Source organism: Actinokineospora sp. NPDC004072 (assembly GCF_053604195.1).
The window spans coordinates 464,642-481,490 of record NZ_JBSGHB010000002.1; the positions used below are offsets into that span (position 1 = coordinate 464,642).

Annotated in this window: 13 protein-coding genes; 5 read left to right on the top strand and 8 right to left on the bottom strand. The window is 75.5% G+C overall.

Translation table 11 applies throughout. The annotated features are described in order from the left end of the window. Positions 1-483: 483 nt before the first annotated feature. The 4 genes from ACWEPX_RS04585 to ACWEPX_RS04600 all read right to left on the bottom strand — a co-directional run bounded on the left by ACWEPX_RS04585 (position 484) and on the right by ACWEPX_RS04600 (position 4,910). Positions 484-1,278 carry an ABC transporter ATP-binding protein gene (locus ACWEPX_RS04585; RefSeq protein WP_451895687.1) on the bottom strand — a complete coding sequence of 265 codons (795 nt, stop codon included), beginning with the start codon at positions 1,276-1,278 and terminating at the stop codon, positions 484-486. After that, positions 1,275-2,288, bottom strand: a complete 1,014-nt coding sequence (locus ACWEPX_RS04590) for an ABC transporter substrate-binding protein (RefSeq protein ID WP_451895688.1) — start codon at positions 2,286-2,288, stop codon at positions 1,275-1,277. The genes ACWEPX_RS04585 and ACWEPX_RS04590 overlap by 4 nt, the downstream gene beginning before the upstream one ends. A 22-nt stretch (positions 2,289-2,310) precedes the next feature. Further along, positions 2,311-3,645: an LLM class flavin-dependent oxidoreductase gene (locus ACWEPX_RS04595; protein ID WP_451895689.1), complete on the bottom strand. Its 1,335-nt coding sequence runs from the start codon at positions 3,643-3,645 to the stop codon at positions 2,311-2,313. Positions 3,646-3,746: 101 nt separating this feature from the next. After that, positions 3,747-4,910, bottom strand: coding sequence for an ROK family protein (locus ACWEPX_RS04600; RefSeq protein ID WP_451895690.1), 1,164 nt, complete (start codon positions 4,908-4,910; stop codon positions 3,747-3,749). Between the two features lie 129 nt (positions 4,911-5,039). On the opposite strand from ACWEPX_RS04600, the gene ACWEPX_RS04605 reads away from it, so the two are divergent. Genes ACWEPX_RS04605 through ACWEPX_RS04615 form a run of 3 tightly spaced genes read left to right on the top strand, consistent with a single transcriptional unit; the run spans position 5,040 to position 8,700 of the window. Beyond that, positions 5,040-6,332 carry a bifunctional o-acetylhomoserine/o-acetylserine sulfhydrylase gene (locus ACWEPX_RS04605; protein WP_451895691.1) on the top strand — a complete coding sequence of 431 codons (1,293 nt, stop codon included), beginning with the start codon at positions 5,040-5,042 and terminating at the stop codon, positions 6,330-6,332. Next, positions 6,329-7,465, top strand: coding sequence for a homoserine O-acetyltransferase MetX (gene metX / locus ACWEPX_RS04610; protein ID WP_451895692.1), 1,137 nt, complete (start codon positions 6,329-6,331; stop codon positions 7,463-7,465). Before ACWEPX_RS04605 ends, metX begins: the two co-directional genes overlap by 4 nt. A 35-nt stretch (positions 7,466-7,500) precedes the next feature. Then, on the top strand, positions 7,501-8,700 hold the full coding sequence (locus tag ACWEPX_RS04615; RefSeq protein ID WP_451895693.1) for a pentapeptide repeat-containing protein: 1,200 nt from the start codon (positions 7,501-7,503) through the stop codon (positions 8,698-8,700). Here ACWEPX_RS04615 and ACWEPX_RS04620 read toward each other — a convergent pair. Together ACWEPX_RS04620 and ACWEPX_RS04625 are read right to left on the bottom strand one after the other, a co-directional pair. Then, a complete protein-coding gene (locus tag ACWEPX_RS04620; protein WP_451895694.1) occupies positions 8,593-9,387 on the bottom strand; it encodes a GNAT family N-acetyltransferase in 795 nt (264 codons plus the stop codon). The two genes, ACWEPX_RS04615 and ACWEPX_RS04620, sit on opposite strands and share 108 nt — an antisense overlap. Before the next feature lie 26 nt (positions 9,388-9,413). Then, complete coding sequence (locus ACWEPX_RS04625) at positions 9,414-11,723, bottom strand: tetratricopeptide repeat protein (RefSeq protein WP_451895695.1); 2,310 nt, start codon at positions 11,721-11,723, stop codon at positions 9,414-9,416. A gap of 109 nt (positions 11,724-11,832) precedes the next feature. On the opposite strand from ACWEPX_RS04625, the gene ACWEPX_RS04630 reads away from it, so the two are divergent. Further along, complete coding sequence (locus ACWEPX_RS04630; RefSeq protein WP_451895696.1) at positions 11,833-12,447, top strand: hypothetical protein; 615 nt, start codon at positions 11,833-11,835, stop codon at positions 12,445-12,447. 143 nt (positions 12,448-12,590) lie between these two features. Continuing rightward, positions 12,591-13,334, top strand: coding sequence for a hypothetical protein (locus ACWEPX_RS04635; protein WP_451895697.1), 744 nt, complete (start codon positions 12,591-12,593; stop codon positions 13,332-13,334). On the opposite strand, the gene ACWEPX_RS04640 is transcribed toward ACWEPX_RS04635, so the two are convergent. Together ACWEPX_RS04640 and ACWEPX_RS04645 are read right to left on the bottom strand one after the other, a co-directional pair. Next, positions 13,331-16,186, bottom strand: a complete 2,856-nt coding sequence (locus tag ACWEPX_RS04640) for a tetratricopeptide repeat protein (protein WP_451895698.1) — start codon at positions 16,184-16,186, stop codon at positions 13,331-13,333. The two genes, ACWEPX_RS04635 and ACWEPX_RS04640, sit on opposite strands and share 4 nt — an antisense overlap. 78 nt (positions 16,187-16,264) lie before the next feature. Beyond that, positions 16,265-16,759, bottom strand: coding sequence for a sigma-70 family RNA polymerase sigma factor (locus ACWEPX_RS04645; RefSeq protein WP_451895699.1), 495 nt, complete (start codon positions 16,757-16,759; stop codon positions 16,265-16,267). Between the last annotated feature and the right edge of the window lie 90 nt (positions 16,760-16,849).

The window sequence follows — 16,849 nt, forward strand, 5'->3', positions numbered from 1 at the left end:
GGTGGGAGGTGGCGGGCTCATGCGGTGGCGCGCCGGGGTGGGGGTAGGGCCGGGGTCCGTGGGGCCGCGGGGTTGCGGTGGCTCGGTGCGGGGTCGGTGGGAGGTGGTGGTGGGCTCATGCGGTGGCCCGCCGGGGTGGAGGTTGGGCCGGGGTCCGTGGGGCCGCGGGGTTGCGGTGGATCGGTGTCGATTGGCGGGCTCATGGGGTGGCTCTTCGAGGTGCGGGTAGGGCCGGGAACGGCGTGGCGGGTGGGGGTTGGGGGAGGCTGAGGCAGTGCGGTGGGGCCGGTGCCGGGACCAGGGTCGGGGCTGCGGCTGGGGCCTGGGCTTGGGAGGGGGAGAGGGAGCGGGGTGGGGTGGTGCGGTGGGCGGGGGTGTGGGGTAGGTGACCGGGAGGGTGGGCTGGGGCGGGTGTTTGGCGGTGGGTGGGGGTTGAGCGGAGTGGGATGGGGTCGGGCGGGGGTGGGGTCGGGTGGGGTGGGGTCATGTGGCGGGCTCCAGGTCTCGTTGGGCGTCGCGGAGGAGGGTCCAGATTTCGTGGCGGTGGTGGGTGAAGGCGGGGGTGGCGCGGACCTCCGCGCGGCGGGTGGGGAGGGTGATGGGGGTGATCTGCTTGATGCGGCCTGGGCGCGGGGTCATCACCGCGACGCGGGTGCCGAGGTAGACGGCTTCGTCGATGGAGTGGGTGATGAAGACGATCGTCTTGCCCGTGCGGTGCCAGATGCGCAGGAGCTCGTCCTGGAGGGATTCGCGGGTCTGGGCGTCGAGGGCGGCGAAGGGCTCGTCCATGAGCAGGATGTCCGGGTCGTAGGCGAGGCTGCGGGCGATGGCGACGCGCTGGCGCATGCCGCCGGAGAGCTCGTGCGGGTAGCGGCGCTCGAAGCCGGACAGCCCGACCAGGTCGAGGAAGCGGTCGGCCAGCTCGGCGCGCTCACCGCGCGGGGTGCCGGTCGCCTCCAGTCCGAACTCGACGTTGCCGCGCGCGGTGCGCCACGGCAGCAGCGCGTACTGCTGGAAGACGATGCCGCGGTCCAGCCCCGGCCCGCGCACGGGCTCGCCGTCGACCGCGACCTCGCCGCTGGTGGGCGCGGTCAGCCCGCCGAGCAGGTCGAGCAGGGTGGATTTGCCGCAGCCGCTCGGGCCGACGACGGTCAGCAGCTCCCCGGGCTCGACCGCCAGGTCGACCTGCTCGATCGCGGTGAACCAGGTGGGGGCGCCGTCCGGGCCGCGGACCGGGAAGCGCTTGCCCACCGCCCGGAACTCGATCTTGGGGGTCATCGGGTGTCCGTCCGGTAGTCGTTGTACTGGTTGGTGTAGAGCTCGCCCGGGGTGACCGAGCCGGGCTCGATGTCGCCGCGCGCGGCCAGCCAGTCGATCCACAGCTGCAGCTCCTCGTCGCGGATGAGGCCGCCGGTGCCCGCGACGCCGAAGGACTTCCAGTACTCCAGCGGCGCGGCGTCCTCCGAGCGCCCCCGCGCGGCGACGATCGCCTTCATCCGGGCGATCACCTGCGGGCGCGGGGTGGTCCTGGTCCACTCCAGCGCCTTGGCGACCCCGGTGACGAACGTCCGCGCGGTCGTCGGGTTCGCCGCCAGGAACCGGTCGGTCATCACGTAGGTGCCCGCGCTGAACGGGCCGAGCAGCTCGTAGTCGGTGAACAGCGGCCGGATGCCGCCCGCGGCCAGCGCCTTGTCGCGCAGGATGCCGCTGAGGACCGCGACCTGGATCTGGCCCTGCCGCAGCGCCTGCTCGGTGTTGATCGGCGGCAGCGCCAGCCGCTCCACCGCGGCGGCCTGCTCCTTCGTCACGCCGTTGCGCTCCAGGTACAGGTCGAGCATCGCCTCGGCGTGCGCGCCGACGGTGTTCATGCCGACCTTCGCGCCGCTGTCGGCCAGGTCCCGGGCCGAGCGCAGCGGGCTGTCCTCCAGCACGTAGTAGCCGCTGAACGCCTCCTCGTCGGCCCCGTAGTAGCTGATCACCGCGGTGATGGGGGCGTTGCCCGCGGCGAGCTTGACCACCGCGCCGTTGAACGCCCCGCCGAAGTCGACCTGCCCGGTGGCCGTGGACTGGATGTCCTGCGGGCCGCTGATGGTGTTGCCGACCCACTCCAGCCGCACGTCGCCGAGGTAGCCGAGGTCGGCGGCCAGCTCGGGCAGCGTGACCTGCCCGGTCCAGCCCTGGTAGCGCAGGGTCGTGACCTCGCCTGCGTCGGCGCCCGAGCAGCCCGCGGCGAGCAGGGCGAGCGCGATCCCGGCGGATTTCCACCGCCGTGCCGTTGTCCTTCTCACGGGAATTGTCCTCCGTCGGGTGCTATACCGCGGCCGCGATGCGCTGGAATGCGCCTGCCGGTTTCGGCAACCCGTAGTGGTCGCGCAATGTGGTCCCCGAATAGTCGGCTCGGAACAGGCCCCTCGACCGCAATTCGGGGATCACGGTGTCGACGAATTCGGCCAGCCCCGACGGCAGCAGCGGGGCCATGATGTTGAACCCGTCGGCGGCGCCGTCGGTGAACCACCGCTGGATGTGGTCGGCGATCTGCTCCGGGGTGCCCGCCACGACCTGGTGGCCGCGCCCGCCGCCCAGCCGCGACAGCAGCGCCCGCAGGGTCGGCCGCTCGCGCTCGACCAGGTCGCGGACCAGCGCGAACCGGCTCTGCGCCCCGTTGATCGCCGCGACCGGCGGCAGCGGCGGCAGCGGCTGGTCCAGCGGGTGCCCGGTCAGGTCGACCCCGATCATCTCCGAGAGCTGGCGCACCGCCCGGGCGGGCACGATCAGCTCGTCGAGCTCGTCGGCGAGCTGCTTGGCCTCCCGCTCGGTCGAGCCCAGCACCGGGACGATCCCGGGCAGCACCTTCAGCGACTCGGCCGAGCGGCCGTGGGCGGCCAGCCTGCCCTTGAGGTCGGCGTAGAACGCCTGCGCCGACTCCAGCGTCTGGTGGGCGGTGAAGACGGCCTCGGCCCAGCGGGCGGCGAACGCCTTGCCGTCGGCCGAGGAGCCCGCCTGCACCAGCAGCGGGTGCCCCTGCGGCGGGCGCGGGCTGTTCAGCGGGCCCCTGACCTGGAAGAACCGGCCGCGGTGGTCGATGTCGCGCACCAGGTCGGGGTCGGCGTAGCGGCCGCTGGCCGGGTCGACGACGAGCGCGTCGTCGGCCCAGCTGTCCCACAGCGCGGTGACCACGCGCAGGAACTCGTCGGCGCGCTCGTAGCGCTCGGCGTGGTCGGCCGCGCCGTCGCGGGAGAAGTTCTGCGCGGCGCGGTCGCCCGCGGTGGTCACGATGTTCCACCCGGCCCGGCCGCCGCTGATGTGGTCCAGCGAGGCGAACCACCTGGCCAGGTTGTAGGGCTCGCTGTAGCTGGTGGAGACGGTGGCGATGAGCCCGATGCGCGAGGTCACCGCCGCCATCGCGGTCAGCAGGGTCAGCGGCTCGAAGACCTGGGCGGCGGTGTGCTCGACATCGCCCCAGATCTGCACCCCGTCGGCGAGGAACACCGAGTCGAAGCCGCCGCGCTCGGCGGTGCGCGCGAGGTCCTGGTAGTGGCGCACGTCGCCGAGGGCGGCGGGGTCGGTGCGCGGGTGGCGCCAGGCCGCCTCGTGGTGGCCCACCCCCATGAGGAAGGCGTTCAGGTGCAATTGCCGTTCAGGCATGACGACTCCAGTGGAACGACCGGGAATTGAGCGCGACTCGCGCTCCCTTCGGCCATCCTGTTCAATTCGGTGAGCGCCGGTCAACATTGCGACCGGGGAAATTAATTGCCGTCCAGCCCGTGGGATTCGTCCAGCGGGTCGCGGTAGAGCGCGTCGAGGGCGATGCCCGCAGCGGACATGCCCAGGATCGCGGTCGCCTCGAAGCCGCTGGCGCGCACGGCGATCTCCGGCGACGCGCAGGCGTGCGAGCGGGCCGCCACCTCGGCGCGGACGGCCGCCATGCACTCGGGCATGGACACCGCGCCCAGCTCGGCCACGATCAGCACGTCCGGGTTCACCAGGTCGAACAGCAGCGCCGCGGCCCGGCCGACGACCCGGGCGCGCTCGACGAACAGCGCCCGCGCGGCCGCGTCGCCCGCCTCGGCGGCGGCCAGCAGCTCCCAGAACGAGCGCCCGGCGACCCGCCGCGCCCACGCCTGGTCGGACACGGTGGCCTCGAAGCAGCCCAGGTGCCCGAGCGGACATCGCACCTCGGGGTCGCCGACCGGCAGGTGCGCGATGCCGCCCGCGGCCGAGCGGGGCCCGCGGTGCACGGTCCGTCCTGTTCGGACGGCCACGTCGACCACGTTGCCGACGAACAGGTGCAGCACCGATGCGTCGGGGTCGACCCGGCCGAGCAGCTCCTCGGCGACGACGAGCCCGCGGGTGTGGTTGTCCACGTGCACCGGCAGCGGGATGTGCCGGGCGATGATCTCGCGCAGCGGCACGCCCCGCCAGCCCAGCGACGGGTGCCGCACCAGCGCGCCCGCGTCGGCGTCGACCCAGCCGCCGGTGGCCACCCCGACGGAGTGGGTCCGGCGCGGGTCGACCCATTCGGCGGCCACCCGCGCGACCGCGTCGACGTCCTGCTCGGCCGCGCCGCCGCGGTAGGCGACGCGCCGCTGCCGCACGATGCGGCCCGCGAGGTCGGACACGGCCACCGTGGCGAACTCGTGCGCCAGGTGGATGCCGATCACCTCGCGGGCGGCGGGCTGCACGGCCACCGGCACGTGCGGCCGTCCGACCCGCCGCGCCGCGGGCGGCTCGACCTCGCGCAGCAGCCCGGCGGCGAGCAGCCGCTCGCAGTGCCGGGTCACCGACGCCCCGCTCATCCCGGCCATCCTGGCCAGCGTGCGCCGGGGGAGCGGGCCGTGCCGCAGCGCGGTCCGCAGCACCGCCGCGACGCCTGCTGCGGGCCGGACACCGGGGGCGGAAGCCGAGGTCATGGGCTCGATACTCACACAGCCACCCATTGGTGGAATGGCATTCCACAATACGGGAGGGTGGGCGGCGGCCGGTTCCGGCGTGCCACGATCGCCGCGACCCGCAGCCCTCCGCGCTCCCAGGGGAACCCCATGACGCTGTCCTTCGAGACCCGCCAGATCCACGCGGGCGCCGCGCCCGACCCGACCACCGGGGCCCGCGCGACGCCGATCTACCAGACCACCTCCTACGCCTTCCGCGACACCCGGCACGCCGCGGACCTATTCAGCCTCGCCGAACCGGGCAACATCTACACGCGCATCAACAACCCGACGCAGGACGTGCTCGAACAGCGGATCGCCGCGCTGGAGGGCGGGGTGGCCGCGGTGGCCTTCGCCTCCGGGCAGGCCGCCGAGACCGCCGCGATCCTCAACCTCGCCGGGGCGGGCGACCACCTGGTCGCCAGCGCGTCGCTCTACGGCGGCACGCACAACCTCCTCCACCACACGCTGCCGAAGCTGGGGATCGAGACGACCTTCGTCGAGGACCCCGACGACCCCGAGCAGTGGCGCGCCGCGGTGCGACCCAACACCAAGCTGTTCTTCGCCGAGTCCCTGGGCAACCCGCGCGCCGACGTGCTCGACGTCGAGCGGGTCGCGGGCCTGGCCCACGACGCGGGCGTGCCGCTGCTGGTCGACAACACCCTGCCGACGCCGTACCTGCTGCGCCCGATCGAGCACGGCGCGGACATCGTGGTGCACTCGGCGACGAAGTTCCTCGGCGGCCACGGCACCGCGATCGCCGGGCTGGTGGTCGACGCGGGCACCTTCGACTTCGGCGCCTCCCCCGAGCGCTTCCCCGGCTTCACCGAGCCCGACCCGACCTACCACGACCTGCGCTACTGGCCCGCGATCGGCCCCGGCGCCTACGCGGCCAAGCTGCGCGTGCAGTGGCTGCGCGACACCGGCGCGGCCATCGCGCCGCTGACCAGCTTCCTGATCCTGCAGGGCATCGAGACCCTGTCGCTGCGGGTGGCGCGGCACGCGGAGAACGCCCAGGAGCTGGCCGAGTGGCTGGAGGGGCGCGACGAGGTCGCCGCGGTGCACTACGCCGGGCTGCCGTCGAGCCGGTGGCACGACGCCGCGCGCCGCTACCTGCCGCGCGGGGCGGGCGCGGTGGTCTCCTTCGAGCTGCGCGGCGGCGCGGACGCGGCCAGGGCGTTCATCGACGGGACCGAGCTGTTCAGCCAGCTCGTCAACATCGGCGACGTGCGCAGCCTCATCGTGCACCCGGCCAGCACCACCCACTCCCAGCTCAGCCCGGCCCAGCAGCGGCTGGCGGGCGTGACGGACGGCCTGGTGCGCCTGTCGGTGGGATTGGAGGGCGTCGAGGACCTCAAGGCCGACCTGGAGTCGGGGTTCCGCGCGGCCAAGGACCGGCTGTGACCCCACCGGCCAGCGGCGCCTGGCGGGACGGGGACCCGCCGGGCCGCCGCCGCTGGTTCGCCGCCGACCGCCCGCTCGCGCTGGAGTTCGGCGGTCTGCTGCCCGGCTACCGCATCGCGTACGAGACGTGGGGAGCCCTCGCCCCCGACCGCTCGAACGCCGTGCTCGTGCTGCACGCGCTCACCGGCGACAGCCACGTCGCCGGTCCGCGGCAACCCGGCCATCCCACGGCCGGGTGGTGGGACGGCCTGGTGGGGGTGGGGCGCACACTCGACCCCACCAGGCTGTTCCTCGTCGTGCCCAACGTGCTCGGCGGCTGCCAGGGCAGCACCGGCCCGGCGAGCCCGGCCCCGGACGGCAGGCCGTGGGGCAGCCGCTTCCCGGTGCTGACCGTGCGCGACCAGGTGGCCGCCGAGGCGGCGCTGGCCGACCACCTGGGCATCGACACGTGGGCGCTGGTCGTCGGCGGGTCGATGGGCGGGATGCGGGCGCTGGAGTGGGCGGTGGCCCACCCGGACCGGGTGGGCGCCCTCGCCCTGTTCGCCACGACCGCCCGCAGCAGCGCCGAGCAGATCGCGTGGACCCACGCGCAGCTCGCGGCCATCCGCGCCGACCCGGGCTGGCACGGCGGCGACTACCACCACCTCGGGCCGGGCCGCGGCCCCCACCGCGGCCTCGGCACGGCCCGCCGCATCGCCCACATCACCTACCGCACACCGTCTGAACTCGACACCCGCTTCGGCCGCTCGCCCCAGCCCGGCGAGGACCCGGCGCAGGCGGGCCGGTACGCGGTGGAGTCCTATTTGGACCACCACGCCGCCAAGCTGGCCCACCGCTTCGACGCGGGCACCTACGTCACCCTCGCCACGGCCATGAACCACCACGACGTCGGCCGCGACCGGGGCGGCACGAAGTCGGCCCTGCGCCGGGTCACCGCCCCCACGGTCGTCGCAGGCATCGACAGCGACCGGCTGTACCCGCTGCCGCAACAGCAGTTGCTCGCCACCCACCTGCGCGACGCCACCCTGCGCACCATCACCTCCCCCCACGGCCACGACGGCTTCCTCCTGGAAACCACCCAGGCCGACGCCGCCCTCCGCACCCTCCTCCCCACCCGCGAACCGGTCCGCTGACCCACCGGCGCCGCGTGCGCCGGACAATGCCGGGCATGGGCGAGCGGCCGTTGCAGGTGAGTCGTGCGGTGCTGGGCTTCGATCGGCCGTCGCGGGGGTGGCGCTGGCCCGCGGTGGCGGTGCTCGCCGCCGCTGCGGCGGTGAGCACGGCGCCGGAGTGGTGGGGGCAGCGGGCGGCGTCGGTGGCGCGGGCCCTCGGCCTGCACTGGCCCGCCGCGGTCCTGGCGCTGGCGGCGGTGGTGCTGGCGCTGGTCGGGCGGCGCCGGGCGGTGCCGACGGCCCTGGGGCGGCGGCCGCGCGCGCCCCGGATGCCGCTGGTCGCGCACGTGGCGCTGCTGCTGGGGCTGGCCGCGGTCGTCGCCGGTGGCGCGGGCCTGCTGCTGTGGGGCGTGCTCGGGCGGCCAGCGGGGGACGCGGCGGGGTGGAGCGTGCAGAACCGGCTCGACGCCATGAAGGTCGTGCTGGCCGTGGTGGGCGGCGCCGGTGCGGTGGTGGCGCTGGCCGTCGCCTACCGGCGGCAGCGCCTCAACGAGGTGGACGCCTACCGCGAGGACGCCAAGGTGGTCCTCGACCGCTTCGGCAAGGCCGCCGAGCTGCTGGGCGCGCCCGATGCCGCGGTGCGCACCGCGGGCGTCTACGCCATCGCCGCGCTGGCCAACGACGCGGCCGAGGCGCGGCAGGGGTGCATCGACGTGCTGTGCGCGTACCTGCGGCAGCCCTTCGACGCCGAGCGCGACCCGCGGCAGGAGCGGCCGGTCCGGCGCACCGTGCTCCGGCTCATCCGCGACAACCTCCACCTGCGCGACGACGACCCGCGCACCTGGCGCGGCCACGACTTCGACTTCACCGGGGCCGTCTTCGACGGGGGTGACTTCGCGGGCGCGACGTTTGCGGGCCAGGGGGTGGTCCGCTTCGACGACGCGGCCATCACCGGGCGGCTGTCGTTCGCCGGGGCGGTGTTCGCTGGTGGGATCGTGTCGTTCGACGGTGCGCGGGTCGACGGGGGGTGGATCTGCTTGCGTGGGGTTGAGTTTGCAGGCGGGGTGGTCGATCTGTCGGGCATTGCGGGAGATGCGGGCGAGTTGTGGCCTGCGGGTGTTGCGGTGCCGGATGGGCTGCGGTTGCCGTTAGAGGCTGTAGAAGTGGAGAGGGGAGTTCGGGGTGAAGCCGATGCGGCGGTAGACGGGGGCTCCGGCGGCGGTGGCGTGGAGGGTGGCGCGGGTCAGGGGTGTTGACTTGCTGCCCTCGTGCAGGGCCTTGCGGGTCACCGCTTCGCCGTAGCCCTTGCGTTGGTGGGCGGGGTCGGTGGCGACCAGGGCGACGAAGAGGCGGCCCGCGGTTTCCATGGTGGTGGCGCAGGTGACGGGCACGCCGTCGTGCAGGCCCAGGTACGCATGCGCGGTCGTCTTCCACAGCGTCGTCCCCGCGAGGCCGTCGCGGCCGTCGGGGAGGGGGAAGCCGTAGGCGCGGGAGTTGAGGTCGGCGTACGCCTCCAGCTGGGCGTCGGTCGTCACGCGCTCGAAGGTCAGGTCGGGGTGGTGGGGGTCGGGGATGGGCAGGATGTCGGCCGCCATGCCCGCGCCCGAGAAGGCGTAGCGCAGGCCCGCGCGCTCGACCGCCTCGGGGAGGGCGGCACGGGCTTCGTCGTCCAGCAGATCCTCGAACAGCCACAAGAATCCGGGACAGCGCTTCGCCCGCATCACCTCCGCCGCCTCGCCCAGCCGCCTGCCGATGAGCGCGGCGTCCGCGCCTGCCTCGGTGAGCGTGACGCAGTTCCAGAACGCGAAGCGGCAGTCCGCCCAGCGCACGGCGATGCCGGGCAGATCTCGCACGTCGGCGTCCGCGTCCCGGTCGAGGACGACGGTGCGCCAGGCCACCGCGAGCTGGTCGACCGATTCGACCGCGTCCGCGACGTCCGCCATTGGATACCTCCTGGTGGGTTGGGGTTTCAGCGCAAGGCGGCGACGCGCTCGATGAGGGCGCGGTCGCCGAGTTCTCCGGCCAGGGCGGCGGCGCGGGCGCGGTGGTCGGCCGCGCCCAGCTCGCCCAGGCCCGCGTGCGCCTCGGCCTGGGCCTCGCGGTCGCCGATGGCCTCGGCGACGGCCAGCGCCTCGCGGTGGTGCTCGGCGGCCTCCGCGGTGCGGCCCAAGGCGTGCAGGGTCGAGCCGATCGCGGTCAGCGCGGTGGCGACGCTGTCGGGCACGCCGTTCTCCCGAGCCAGCGCCAGCCCGGCGCGCTGCCGCGCGAGCGCCTCGTGCGGCCTGCCCAGCAGGCGCAGCGCGGTGCCCAGCGCCACCGTCGAGCGGGCCTCGGTGGCCCGGTCGAGGGTGAGCCGGTGGCACTCCAGGGCGGTGTCGAGGTGCTCGACCGCCAGGTCCGGGCGGCCGCGCTGGTTGGCGAGCACGCCCAGGTTGCTGTGCAGCACGCCTGCCAGCCGGGTCTCGCCCAGCTCGGTGAACGCCGCCAGCGCCCGGCGCCCGTGCGCCTCGGCCTCGGTGTAGTGCCCGCGGATCCGGCACAGGTCGGCGAGGTTGCCGGTGGCGCGGCCGATCCCGCGCACGTCGCCCGCCCGCTCGGCGACCGCCAGCGAGCGGGTGTAGGCCGCGTGCGCGTCGGTGTAGCGGCCGAGTTGGCGCAGGTTGTTGCCCATGCCGCTGAGCAGGGCGGCCTCCTCCGGCCGGTCGCCGATCCGCTCGGCGATCGCCAGCGCGTCGCGGTGCAGCGCCAGCGCCTCGGCGAAGCTGCCCAGCTGCTCGTGCACCCGGGCCAGCCTGCCCAGGCCGCGGCAGCGGGCCGCCGGGTCGGCCAGCCGGGCGGCGTGGCCGTGCACCTGCGCGGCCTCGTCGTGGCGGGCGGTGGCGTCGAGGTAGGGGGCCAGGCCCTCGGAGAGCCGGTCGAGGTGGTCGGGGTAGCCGTGCTCGGCGGCGTGCAGCGCGGCGGCCACCAGGTTGGGCAGCTCCGCGGCGGTCCAGCCGGGCTCGGCGTCGGCGAGGGCGTCGGCGTAGTGGTCGAGCAACCGGGCGACCGCGGCCCGCCTGCCGCTGAGCGGGTCCTCGTCAACCGCCCGGCGCAGCGCGTGTTCGCGCACCAGGTCGTGGAACCGGTACCCCGGCAGCAGCAGGTGCTCGTCGGCCAGCCGCGCCAGCTCGGCGCTCACGTCGGCGCGGCCCGCCAGCGCCGCGGCCGCCGCGGGCGTGATCGTGCGGCCCGGGTGCAGCACGACCGCCCGGAACACGGCCTGCTCGGCCAGGCCGAGCGCGCGGTAGGAGGCGTGCAGCGCCGGGGATTCCCCGCGCGGCAGGGCGGCCAGCCGGTGGGCGTGGTCGTCCAGGCTCCAGTCCGGGCGCTGGGCCAGCCCCGCCGCGGCGACGGCCAGCTCCAGCGGCAGGTGCCCGCAGAGCGCGGCGATGCGCAGCGCGTCCTCGCCCTCGGCGGCGACCCGCTCGGGCGCGGCCGCGGCCAGCAGGGCCAGGCTGTCGCCGTGGTGGAAGGGGGCGAGCGCGAGGGCGTCCAGCCCGGCGATGCCGCGCCGCGAGGTGATCAGCACCCGGGTCGCGCCCCCGGGCAGCAGCGGCTCGACCTGCTCGCGCCCGGCCGCGTCGTCGAGGACCAGCACCGCGCCCCGCTCGGACAGCAGCCGCCGGTAGAGCTGCCCGCGCCGCTGCGGATCGGGCGGCACCTCCGCGCCCGGCACGCCGAGCGCGCGCAGCACCGCGTCGAGCGCCGCGGCGGGCTCGGCGGGCGGCAGCGCGGCGTCGAACCCGCGCAGGTCCACCCGCACCACCAGCTCGGCGGCGCTGCGGCGGGCGGCCAGCAGCGCCAGGCGCGTCTTGCCGACCCCGGGCATGCCGGTGATCACCGTCGCGCCCGCGCCGCCGACCAGCCGGGCCAGCTCGGCGGAGCGGCCGACGAAATCCGGCTGCTCATCGGGCCGCCCCACCACCACGTTCACCGGGGGACCGCCGCCGAGGGCGGCCCGGTGCGCCTGCCGCCACCGCTGCCCGTCGGCGCCCAGCGCCACCGCGATGTCCACCAGCAGCTCGACGTCGACGCGGGTGCGGTCGGGGCGGAAGCAGTCGTAGACGGTCACCCGCCCGGGCGTCTCCGGCACCCCGCGGGCGCGGCGGGCCGCCGCGACCCGGCGCGCGATCTCGGCGTAGGAGGGCGCGCCCGCCCAGCGGCGCAGCGCGGCCAGCCGCCCGCACAGCTCCGCGACCGACGCCGCCCCCGCCGGGTCGGGTTCGACCGGAGCACGCATGCCCCGAATCGTGGCAGGCGCCCGCCGTTCGGGTTCGTTCGGGATCGCGGCGCGGCCCGGCCGCCGCGGCCAGGGTGGGAGCGCCATCCCGAGACCATGTGAGGAACCGATGCACCGCACTGCCATCGCCGCCGCCGCGGCCGCCGCCCTGCTGCTCGCCGGGTGCTCGTCGACGGACGGATCCCCCGCGGGCGGGGACGCGGGGCAGCCGACCTCCGCCGCCGCGCCGGAGCAGACCACCACCGCGGCCGAGGCCGCCGCGCCGGTGTCCCCCTTCACCGCAGACGGCTTCAAGACCGCGCTGGCCGCACTGGCGGAGCAGGTCGGCGAGGACCCGATCACCGGGGCGCTGGAGATCGTGCTGTCCGAGTCGCACCTTGCCGTGCAGGCGATCGACCCGGCCAAGCCGGAGGAGGTCAACCAGTTCACCTTCTCCAACGGCGCGACCGGCCAGCCCGCGCCGGTCGACGTCAGCGGCAGCGACCCGGGCGCGCTGGAGGCCAACCGCTTCTCCACGGCCGACCTGGACCCGGCCGCCGTCGCCAAGGTGATCGCCGAGGCTCCGGCCGCGTCGAAGGTGGCCGACGCGGCGGTGACGACGGTGATCATCAAGCGGCTGCTCCCGGCCACCGACGACATCCGGATCATCGTCAACGTGCAGGGCCCGCGCGGCACCAAGCAGATCCGCGCCGACGTCACCGGCAAGGTCGTCGAGATCGTCTGACCCGCGCGTCCGGCCGGCGCTCTGCCAGCGCGCAGCAAGCCCGGCGCGCCATCCTCCGGTGTCGCCGCACCGCCCGCTCGCCAGGCGAGGGGGAGGCGGGCGGTGGGCGGCGCGGTGCCCGTGTCCCGCGGAGGAGGAGCTGGATGAGGAGAAGGCTGAGGAACGGCGTCGTCGCCGCCATGGTGGCCGTGGCGGTGGCGACGACCGGGACGGTGCAGGCCCCGGCCGCGCAGGCCGAGGGCGTGCGCGCGCAGATCGACATCGGCGCGATCATCGGGGCCGCCAAGGGGCTGGTCGACCTGTGGAAGAGCTTCCAGGGCGGCGGCCTGTCCATCGAGGCGGCCACCCGGCAGATCCTGGCGGCGATCGAGGCCGCCAAGACCGACATCATCGCCCACATGGACCGGCTCGCCGCCGCCGAGGCGCGGGCGTGCGCCACCCGGCACGTCATCGAGCTGGCCGACATCGAGCGGTTCAGCCCGGACACGTTGCAGGCGTGGGCGCAGAACGCGACCGCCTGCGTGACCCAGATCGACGCGCTGCTCGGCGTGGTCACCGACAAGGCGTCGATCGACGGGCTCGGCATGGCCCTCGACGTGGTGGGCCCGATCGCGCTGATCGCCAGGTCCAGGGCGGGCTTCAGCACCTCCGGCCTGCTGGCCGTGCTGGTCAGCGGGAACAACAAGGTGATCTCGGCGATCATGCCGCAGTGCTACTTCGTGTCCGGGTTCAACCCGCCGTACATCACGCGCTCGGTGTGCGTGGCCTACAACGGCGACCGGGCGGAGGTCCTGAACCAGTACTACGACGACAACCTCAGGCTGCAAGCGATGCGCAACACCAGTTGGGTGGTCGCCAAGTACGCCGCGCCCAGGTTCTCGTCCTAATGGCGGGCCGGGCGCCCCGGAGCACCGGGCGCCCGGCCCCGCCGCGCCGACCCGCCCGCCAGGCCTGCCAGGGCGCGGTCGTGCTCATCGCGGTCGCCGGTCTCGACGGCGATCTCCAGGGCGGCCCGGTGCATCGACCCCCCGCCGGGCCGCCCGGCCGCGTGCAGCGTCTCGCCGAGGCCGTTGAGCACGCTGGCCTCGCCGTAGCGGTGGCCGGTCTCGCGGAAGAGGGCGAGCGCGGCGCCCAGGTGCTCGATCGCCTCGTCGTGCCTGCCCGCCGCGCACTGCGCCGACCCGAGGTTGCTCAGCGCGACGGCCTGCCCGTAGCGGTGGTTCAGCTTGCGGAAGAGGTCCAGCGCCCGCGTCAGGTGCTCGACGGCGCGCAGGTGCTGCCCGAGCCCCATCTCGGCCTCGCCGAGGTTGCACAGCGCGCTGGCGGCGGCGCTCTCGTCGCCGAGTTCGGCGAAGACCGCCAGCGCCTCCCCGAGGTGGGCCGCGGCGGTGGCGTGCTGGCCCAGGCCGTTGGCCAGGCCGCCGAGGTTGGTCAGCACGGCGGCGGTCCCGTGCCGGTCGCCGAGTTCCCGGTAGGCCGCGAGCGCCTGCTCCAGCCTGCCGCCCGCCGAGGGGTGCAGGCCGAGCCGGTCCTCGACGATGCCCAGGTTCGACAGCGCGCGGGCCTCGCCCGCCCGGTCTCCGGTGCGCTGGTGCAGGGCGATGGCCGCGCGCAGGTGCTCGACCGCCTCGCCGTAGCGGCCGAGCAGCCGGTGGACCAGCCCGAGGTCGGTCAGCGCGTACGCCTCCCCGGACCGGTCGCCGCTGGCCCTGGCCGCGTGCAGGGCGGCGGTGTGCACGGCCAGCGCGTCGGCGTAGTGGCCGGTTTCCAGGTAGCGGTACAGGGTGGTGGCGAGCCGGATCGCGTGCGCGGGCCAGCCGTGGGTGGCCGCGTACCCGCAGACCGCCACCAGGTTCGGGCGCTCGCGGGCCAGCCACGCGCGCAGCCGGGTGGCGTCGCCCGGCTGCGGGTTGCACCGCGCGTTCGGGTACAGCACGGCCATCGCGGCCTCGGTGGCGGCGATGCAGTGGTCGAACAGCCGGGTCTGGGCGGCCCGCACGTCATCGCCCGCCAGCTCCACGGCGTAGGTCTTGAGCAGGTCGTGCATGCCGTACCGGTCGTGCTGCACCGGCTGGACGACGTGGGCCCGGGCGAGCACGTCCAGCAGCCGGGCCGCCTCGTCGACGCCGACGTCGGCGAGCGCGGCGGCCGCGTCGAGGTCGATGTCGACGCCCGGGTGGCCGCCGAGCAGGCGGAACAGGCGGGCGGCGTCGGGCGGCAGGTGGTCGTAGGACCAGGAGAAGACCGTGCGCACCGCGGCCCGCAGGTCGCCCGCGCCGTCGAGCATCCGCAGCCTGCGGTGGCCGTCGCGCAGTTCGTCCACCAGCCGCACCAACGGGGTGTGCGGGCGGCTGTTGGCCAGCTCGGCGGCCACGCGCAGCGCCAGCGGGAGCCGGGCGCACTGCTCGGCCAGGGCGGGGACGGCCTCCGGCGCGTCGGGCCGCGCGCCGATGAGGTTGCGCAGCAGGGCGGTGGCGTCCTCCAGCGGCAGCAGGTCCAGATCGATCCGCTCGGCCCCGTGCAGCGCGACGAGCCCGGCGAGGCTGTCGCGGCTGGTGACCAGGACCAGGCAGGACGCGGTGCCGGGCAGCAGCGGGCGCACCTGCGCCACGGACGAGGCGTTGTCCAGCACCAGCAGCATCCGCCGGTCGGCGACCTCGGTGCGGAACCTCGCCGCGCGGGCGGCCTCGCCCAGCGGCAGGTCGGCGCAGGCGACGCCGAGCGCGGTGAGGAACCCGGCGAGGGCGTCGTCGGGGGCCATCGGCTGGTTGGGGTCGTAGCCGCGCAGGTCGACGTGCAGCTGGCCGTCGGGGAACTCGTGCCGCACCCGGTGCGCCCAGTGGATCGCCAGCGCGGTCTTGCCGACGCCCGCGGTGCCGCTCACCGCGACGACTGCGGCGGCGCGGGTGGCCAGCAGGGCGTCCAGCCGGGCCAGTTCCGCGCGCCTGCCGTGGAAGCCCGCGGTGTCGGCGGGGAGCTGGGCGGGGATCACCGGGTGGGGCGCGGGGTCGAGGTCGGGGTCGGCGCGCAGGATGCGCTGCTGCACCGACCGCAGGCCCGGGCCGGGCTCGACGCCGAGGTCGTCGACCAGCCGGGCGCGGATGTCCCGCAGGGCGGCGAGGGCGTCGGCCTGGCGGCCGCACCGGTAGAGCGCCAGGACCCACAGCTCGGCCAGCCCCTCCCGGGTGGGGTGCGCGGCAGCGAGCCCGGCCAGCTCGGCGAGCACCGCGGCGTGCCTGCCCAGCCGCAGGTCGATGGCCAGCCGCTGCTGCACCGCGGCCAGGCGCTCCTCCTCCAGCGCCGCGGCCAGCCGGGGCAGCGACCCGGTCGCGGCCACGTCGGCCAGCGGCTGCCCCCGCCACAGCGCCAGCGCCTCGCCCAGCAGCTCACCCGCGCGGCGGTCGTCCTTGGCGCGCCCGGCTTCGGCGACCAGCGCGCGGAAGCGGTGCAGGTCGACCTGGCCGGGGTCGGTGTCGAGCACGTAGCCGGGTGGCCGGGCGGTGATCCGCGCGTCGGGGGCCAGCGCCTTGCGCAGCCGCGACAGGTGGGTCTGCACCGCGTTGCGGGCCTCCGCGGGCGGCTGGTCGCCCCACACCAGCTCGACCAGCCGCGCCAGCGGCACCACCTGCCCGGCCTCCAGCAGCAGCACCGCGAGCACGGCCCGCCGCTGCCGCCCGCCGAGCGGGACCACCCGCCCGTCCCGCCATCCCTGAACCGGTCCGAGCACCGAGAAGTCCACGCGCCCCACTCTGGGTCGGACCCCTCGCGTTGGGGACCGCTGAACGGGGTGTGCCATTGCCGGACGGCCGGGCCGCGGTCAGGCGGCTTCGAGGTGCGGGCGGAGGGTGCGCAGGGCCTTGTGGACGCGGCTTTTGACCGTGCCTGCCGGGATGCCGAGCGTGGTGGCCGCGGAGGTGGTGGTGCGGTCGGCGTAGTAGATCTCGATGAGGGTGGCGCGGTGGCGGGTGGGGAGGGTGTCGAGGGCGGCGGTGACCAGCAGCCGGTTCTCGACCTCCTCGCTGGGGCCGGGGGTGGTCGCGGTGGCGACCAGGTCCGGCTCGGGCAGCTCGACCTCGGGCGGGCGGGCCTGGCGGCGGCGGTGGTGGTCGATGGCGACGTTGTGCGCCACGCGCATCAGCCAGGCGCGGACCGAGCCGCGGTCCTCGGTGAGCTTGTCGGCGTTGCGCCAGGCGCGCAGCCAGGTCTCCTGGACGACGTCCTCGGCGGTGTGCCGGTCCCCGCCGGTGAGGCGGGTCGCGTGGGCGAGCAGCGCGGGGCCGTGGGCGCGGACGAGACCTTCGATCGAGACCATCATCTTTTCCTTCCCTGGCAAGGAATCCGATGACTCAAGGGTCTCGGTCCGCGGCCTCCCGGTCGCTGGGCCTATCCCTTCGCCCGTGGG